7 protein-coding genes, 1 pseudogene and 1 riboswitch are annotated in these 6,083 nt (G+C 73.1%); of the genes and pseudogenes, 1 reads left to right on the top strand and 7 read right to left on the bottom strand.

Annotated features, from left to right (window positions below; genetic code table 11):
- The 4 genes and pseudogenes from ACFQH9_RS17240 to ACFQH9_RS17225 all read right to left on the bottom strand — a co-directional run.
- Positions 1–247: LLM class flavin-dependent oxidoreductase (locus tag ACFQH9_RS17240; RefSeq protein WP_379567158.1), on the bottom strand; the 247-nt coding region annotated here is incomplete at its 3' end.
- A gap of 170 nt (positions 248–417) precedes the next feature.
- Positions 418–510: riboswitch (SAM riboswitch) on the bottom strand.
- Between the two features lie 255 nt (positions 511–765).
- The gene (locus ACFQH9_RS17235) at positions 766–1,539 is read right to left on the bottom strand and encodes an SDR family NAD(P)-dependent oxidoreductase (RefSeq protein ID WP_379567157.1); all 774 of its coding nucleotides are present in this window, start codon (positions 1,537–1,539) and stop codon (positions 766–768) included.
- A 70-nt stretch (positions 1,540–1,609) separates the two neighbouring features.
- Positions 1,610–1,666: pseudogene (locus ACFQH9_RS32205) on the bottom strand (hypothetical protein); the annotation flags it as partial.
- A gap of 67 nt (positions 1,667–1,733) precedes the next feature.
- Positions 1,734–2,561: an alpha/beta fold hydrolase gene (locus ACFQH9_RS17225; protein WP_379567156.1), complete on the bottom strand. Its 828-nt coding sequence runs from the start codon at positions 2,559–2,561 to the stop codon at positions 1,734–1,736.
- 158 nt (positions 2,562–2,719) lie between these two features.
- Here ACFQH9_RS17225 and ACFQH9_RS17220 point away from each other — a divergent pair, with 158 nt between their 5' ends.
- Positions 2,720–3,616, top strand: a complete 897-nt coding sequence (locus ACFQH9_RS17220; RefSeq protein ID WP_379567155.1) for an SDR family oxidoreductase — start codon at positions 2,720–2,722, stop codon at positions 3,614–3,616.
- Here the strand turns inward: ACFQH9_RS17220 and hflX are convergent.
- The 3 genes from hflX to ACFQH9_RS17205 form a co-directional block, all read right to left on the bottom strand.
- Entirely contained in the window at positions 3,609–4,841 is a 1,233-nt protein-coding gene (hflX, locus tag ACFQH9_RS17215) for a GTPase HflX (protein WP_379567154.1), read from the bottom strand. The genes ACFQH9_RS17220 and hflX overlap by 8 nt on opposite strands.
- Before the next feature lie 12 nt (positions 4,842–4,853).
- Complete coding sequence (locus ACFQH9_RS17210) at positions 4,854–5,036, bottom strand: hypothetical protein (protein ID WP_379567153.1); 183 nt, start codon at positions 5,034–5,036, stop codon at positions 4,854–4,856.
- Positions 5,033–6,083: cytochrome c oxidase subunit I (locus ACFQH9_RS17205; RefSeq protein WP_379567152.1), on the bottom strand; the 1,051-nt coding region annotated here is incomplete at its 5' end. The genes ACFQH9_RS17210 and ACFQH9_RS17205, both read right to left, overlap by 4 nt.

The following is a 6,083-nucleotide window of genomic DNA, read 5'->3' as shown; positions in this document are numbered from 1 at the left end:
TGCTCGTGGCCTGCGCGACCGCCTGGATCAGCAGCGGTGACGAGGCCCCGGCGACGCCGGGGTTGAGGTGGTGCTCGGCCAGCCAGTACCGCCGGTAGCCCTGCCGCTCGGCGTGCCGGGCCAGGTCGACGGTGTTGCGCAGCGCCTCCGCCACCGTCGAGCCCGCCGCGATCGGCGCCAGGTCCAGCACCGACAGCGGGACGTGGCCGTCGGGCGTGGGGGCGGGCAGGTCGGAGGGGGCGGGCATGCGGTGCTCCGGGAGGACGCAGGGTCGGGACGACGGGCGCGACCGCCGGGCCGGCAGGTTCGCCGGCGGGCGGACGTGGTGGTCGTCACCGACAGAGCGCGGCCCCGGTGCGGCAGAAGTCGACGTGCCGGCGCCGGGACCAGCTTCCCCGATTCCCGGTGCGCACGGCTCCCCCATCGATCCCGGCGGAAGCACCGGCACCCTCGGGGGTGCGGTTGCTGCGGCGTCGTCGAGCCGGGTCTCTCGGCCGCTCTGGATGGACGTCCCGCACTCAACCCGTCACCCGATCCGGTTGTCAAGACCGCGAACGCTCCGGTGTCACCGGCGCCACACTTGCCCTGACCAGCGGAAACGTCCGGACAACCGGTCGCGGGCGACCATCATGTGGGGCGGCGTGATCCTGCCCGGACTCGTCAGGTGCCGGGTCGGGCCGCCGCGTGGTCGCCCGCAGGGACCGCGCCGTCCTCGGCCGGCCGGCGCCGTCTCCGGTATCGGGTTCTTCCACGGCCCCGAGGGCTTCACCGCACGGATCGTGCTCTGACGCCGGAGTCGGTGCGCGACGGCCGGCCGGCGGCGGTCGGCCGGACCGCGCGCTCGAGGACCGACGTCACGGTCGTGGCGACCGGTCCGGGCACCAGGCGCCGGGCGAGCGAGGCGACCGGCCCGCCGACGGCCCGGACCACGGCGGTGACCGGACGGTGCACCTCCCACCAGGTGTAGGCACTTCCGCGCACGGTGATGCCCCCGATGCTGCCGTCGACGGTGTCGTTCCGCGTCAGCGGTGCGTCGAGGTTGTCCGGCGCGCCCGCGGGCTTCGGCTCCCCGGTGTCGTGCAGCGGGTGCCCGAACCGGCGCAGGAGCACGTCGACGGCGCGGGGCGCGACCGCCTGCGCCGTGAGCAGCGTCTTGGCCGAGCCGCCGATCACGAGGTCCCGCACCGGGTGCCCGGCCGCGTGCACGACGGCGTCGGCGACGACGCGGGCCGGATAGGCGGGCGGCGGCGCCGTCGGTTTCGTGCCGATCCTGGTCCGCGCGTTGTCGAACAGCGGGGTGTCGATCGTCGCCGGCAGGACCTGCGTGACGCTGACCGGGACGCCGTCGTGCTCGAGCTCGACCCGCAGGGACTCGAGGAAGCCGTCGATCCCGTGCTTCGAGGCGCAGTAGGCGGTCTGCAGCGGGATCGACCGTCTGGCCCCCATGGAGGACACCGCGATGAACGCCCCGCCCCGGCGGCGCAGGTGTGGCAGCGCCGCCTTGGCCCCGTGGACCTGCCCGAGCAGGTTGACCTGCACCACCCGGCACGATCTCGGCCACCAGGGACCGCAGGCCGGGTCCACCCCGCGCCGCCACCACGACGCGGGCGCCCTGCTCGGCGAACCGTAGGGCCGTGGCGCGGCCGATGCCGCTGGACGCGCCCATGACGACGACGACCTGCTGGGCGACGGGAGTGAGTTGCACTGTTCCTCTTCCGGGACGGGGGCGGGGGTCAGGCGATGAAGGAGGTCGCGCCGGGGCCGTGGCCCTCGCGCGCGGCGGCGCCCGTGGCCCGGCGGACCAGCCGCACGATCGCCCCGGGCACGTCGGACTGCGAGGCGTGGCCCGCGCCGAGCAGCGGGACGAAGCGGGAGCCGGCGATCAGGCAGAGGTAGCGCGGTGTCTGCCCGGCGGCGATCACGTCCGCGGTGCCCTGCGCGAGAACGACCGGGCAGTCGATGCGCTCTGTGCCGGTGGGGAGGTCGACGAGGATCGCCCACCACAGCATCCGCCAGAAGTCCTCGGACTCGGCGAACCCGGCCTTCAGGGCGCGGGCCTCGCGCTCACCTGCGCGCCACGGTGCGGCCCGCAGACCACTGAGCAGCACGGTCCGGCCGAGCACCGACCGCACCATCCCGTCGAGCCACGGTGCGGCGCCGCGGAGCGCCACCCGGGCGAGGCCCAGGGCGGCGCCCTGGTAGAGCCGCTCGGGCAGCACGTTCAGCCCGTTCGGGGCGATCGCGACGACCGAACGCGCCCGCCCGCGGCTCGCCAGCTCCAGCGCCAGCCGCGCGCCGAGGGAGTTGCCCAGGACGTGGACGCGGCGGATCCCGAGCTCGTCGAGATCGGCTTCGATCACGTCCACGATCGCGGCCACGGTGGGGCGACCGCGCAGGGCGGGCGACCGGCCGTGGCCGGGCAGGTCGGGGGCCAGGACGGCGTACCCGTCCTCGAGCCGGGGCCGTACCGCGACGAAGTCGTCGTGCGTGCTGCCGAGCCCGTGGAGCAGCAGCAACGGCTCGCCCGCGCCCCCGCGGTCCCAGGACAATCGGAGTGTCACGCGTGCGGGTACCCGGCCCCACGCCCCGACACCGGAGCGGACCTGACGAGTGGGTCACAGCGCCCGCCCGGCTGTGACCGGCGCCGGCGTCGTCGGGAGGTTGACCGCCGACGGGCGGGGAACGTCCCTGCCGACCGACGAGCACGAGGGAGGCGGAGATGGGCGAGGACCAGTTCACCCAGCAGGACCCGACCGAGCAGCACGCCGCGCCGGGCAGCGGCGACCGGACCGTCGAGTGGCCGGGCCGCACCGCCGACATGGACGTGCGGCCCGACCACGGCGAGGAGACCTACCGCGGCTCCGGGCGCCTCGAGGGGAAGCGGGCCGTGATCACCGGCGGCGACTCCGGGATCGGCCGCGCCGTCGCGATCGCCTTCGCCCGCGAGGGCGCCGACGTGCTGATCACCTACCTGGAGACGGAGAAGGACGACGCCGAGGAGACGGCGCGCTGGGTGCGCGAGGCGGGCCGGACGGCGGTCACGATGGCGACCGACCTGCGTGAGGAGCAGAACTGCCGGGAGGTCGTGCAGCGGGCGGTCGACGAGCTCGGCGGGATCGACGTGCTGGTGAGCAACGCCGCGTACCAGATGTCGCAGGACGGCGGCATCGACGACATCACCACCGAGCAGTTCGACCGCGTGATGAAGACCAACGTCTACGCGTTGTTCTGGCTGTCCAAGGCCGCGGTCCCGCACATGCCGCCCGGTTCCTCGGTCATCGCCACGACCTCGGTGCAGGCCTTCCAGCCCTCCCCGCACCTGCTCGACTACGCCACCTCGAAGGCGGCCATCGTCAACTTCATCAAGGGCCTGGGGCACAACCTGACCGACCGCGGGATCCGCGCCAACGCCGTTGCGCCCGGACCGGTGTGGACGCCGCTGATCCCGGCCACGATGGACGAGAAGAAGCTGGAGTCCTTCGGCGCCCAGGCGCCCCTGGGCCGCGCCGCGCAGCCCGCCGAGCTGGCCCCGTTCTACGTGTTCCTCGCCTCCCAGGAGTCCAGCTACATGACCTCGGAGGTCCTCGGCGTCACGGGCGGGTCGCCCATCACCTGAGGGCCGCGCCCGGTCTCCGCAGCCGAGCCGCGACCGCCTCGGTCAGCTCCGGCAGGCCGTCGCCGGTGCGGGCGGAGACCGGGACCGCGTCCGGGTGGAGGTGCCGGAGGGCCACGATGCGTCCCTCCGGCGCGAGGTCGATCTTGTTCAGGGCGAGCAGCTCGGGATGGTGGCCCGCGCCGATCTCGCGGAGGACGCCGCGGACCGTGGTGATCTGGTCGAGGACGTCGGGGGCCGAGGCGTCGGCGACGTGCAGGACGACGTCGGCGGCGGCGACCTCGTCGAGTGTCGAGCGGAAGGCGTTGACGAGCTGGTGGGGCAGGTGCCGGACGAAGCCGACGGTGTCGGTCAGGGTGCAGGTCGACCCGTCGGGCAGCTGGACGCGGCGCACCAGCGGGTCGAGGGTCGCGAACAGGGCGTCCTCGACGAGGGCCTCCGCTCCGGTCAGGCGGTTGAGCAACGAGGACTTGCCGGCGTTGGTGTAGCCGGTGAGGGCCACCGAGGGCACGGCGTTGCGCGCCCGCCTGTGCCGGGTGGTCTCGCGGCGCCGGGCGAGCTCGGCGATCTGGCCGCGCAGCGTGGCCATCCGCCGGCGGAGCCGGCGCCGCTGGGTCTCCAGACGTTGCTCGCCCGGGCCGCGCACGCCGATGCCTGCGCCGCCGGCCACCCGTCCGCCACCGACCCGGGACAGCCCCTGGGTCCCGCCCTGCAGCCTGGGTAGCTGGTAGGCCAGCTGCGCCAGTTCGACCTGTGCCTTGCCCTCGCTGGAGCGGGCGTGCTCGGCGAAGATGTCGAGGATGAGCGCCGTCCGGTCGGCCACCCGGACACCCACCCGGTCCTCCAGGTTGCGGATCTGGCCGGGGCCGAGGTCGCCGTCGACGACCACCAGGTCCGCGCCGACCGCGTCGACGAGTCGTGCCAGCTCGTCGACCTTGCCCGAGCCTGCATAGGTCGCCGGGTCGGGGCGTGTGCGGGTCTGGGTGAGCTCGCCGACCACGCGCAGCCCGTCGGTCTCGGCCAGGCGGGCGAGCTCGTGGAGCGACGATCCGGCAACCTCGTGCTTCGGCGTGGGCTCCCCGTCGTCACCCCGGTCACCGTCGGGGTCGTCGTGGCCGTCAGAGGCCTGTACCGACAGGAGGACCACCCGAGGGGGCTCGCTCCTGGTCGCCGGGTCGGGGCGGTCGGCGGTGTCGGTGGGGTGTCCCAGCAGCCATGTCCCGGGCATCGTTCTCCTCGCTCACATCATGTTCAGCACGACGACGACGAGGAAGAGCAGCACCGGCAGGCTGCCGCACAGCACGCCCAGTGCGGTGGCCGCGCCGATGGTGCATTCGCTGCGGCGCACGTCGGGCACCGCCCGGTCGACCTGGTCTCGCAGCCAGGCCAGGTTCTCCACGCTGTCGGGGTCCGGAGTGGTCATCGCGAGCGCGGGTCGTCGTCGGGTTGCTGCTCGCGCCCGGCGGCCTGGGCGGCGTGTTCGTAGGGCGAGGGCCGTCCGCCGGCGTGTGCCTCGGCGCGGAAGCGTTCGACCAGGTGCGGGTAGTGCAGCTCGAAGGCGGGTCGTTCGGAGCGGATCCGGGGCAGCTCGCTGAAGTTGTGCCGCGGCGGCGGGCAGGAGGTGGCCCACTCCAGGGAGTTCCCGAAACCCCACGGGTCGTCCACGGTGACCCGCCGCCCGTACCGGTAGCTGCGGAAGACGTTCCACAGGAACGGCAGGGTCGAGACGCCCAGCAGGAACGCCCCGGCCGACGAGACCATGTGCAGGGTGGCGAACTGGTCGGTGGGCAGATAGTCCACATACCGGCGNTGCAGTTTCCCGAGCCGCTCGTCGAGCAGCCGGCCGGTCATCTTCGGGAACCAGAAGTAGATCCCGGCGAACACCGAGAACACGATCGTGCCGAACAGCACGTAGTGGAAGTGCGCCACCACGAAGTAGGTGTCGTGGACGTGGAAGTCGATCGGCGGGGAGGCCAGCAGGATCCCGGTCAGCCCGCCGAACAGGAACGTGACCAGGAACCCGACGGCGAACAGCATCGGCGTCTCGAAGGTGAGCTTGCCCTTCCACATCGTGCCGATCCAGTTCACGAACTTGATGCCGGTGGGGATCGCGATCAGGAACGTGGTCAGCGAGAAGAAGGGCAGCAGGACCGCGCCGGTGGCGAACATGTGGTGCGCCCACACCGCCGAGGACAGGATGGTGATGGCGACGCTGGCGAAGACCATCCCCTTGTAGCCGAACAACGGCTTGCGGCTGAACACCGGGAAGATCTCGGTGACGATCCCGAAGAACGGCAGCGCCACGATGTAGACCTCGGGATGGCCGAAGAACCAGAACATGTGCTGCCACAGGATCGACCCGCCGTTGGCCGGGTCGAACACGTGCGCCCGCAGGTGGCGGTCGGCGAGCAGCCCGAACAGCGCCGCGGTCAGGATCGGGAAGGCGATCAGGATCAGGATCGAGGTGAAG

Source organism: Pseudonocardia lutea, from assembly GCF_042658055.1.
GTDB classification, from domain to species: domain Bacteria; phylum Actinomycetota; class Actinomycetes; order Mycobacteriales; family Pseudonocardiaceae; genus Pseudonocardia; species Pseudonocardia lutea.
Note: the sequence above shows the minus strand (reverse complement) of the source record. Positions and strands in the feature narration are given on the sequence as shown.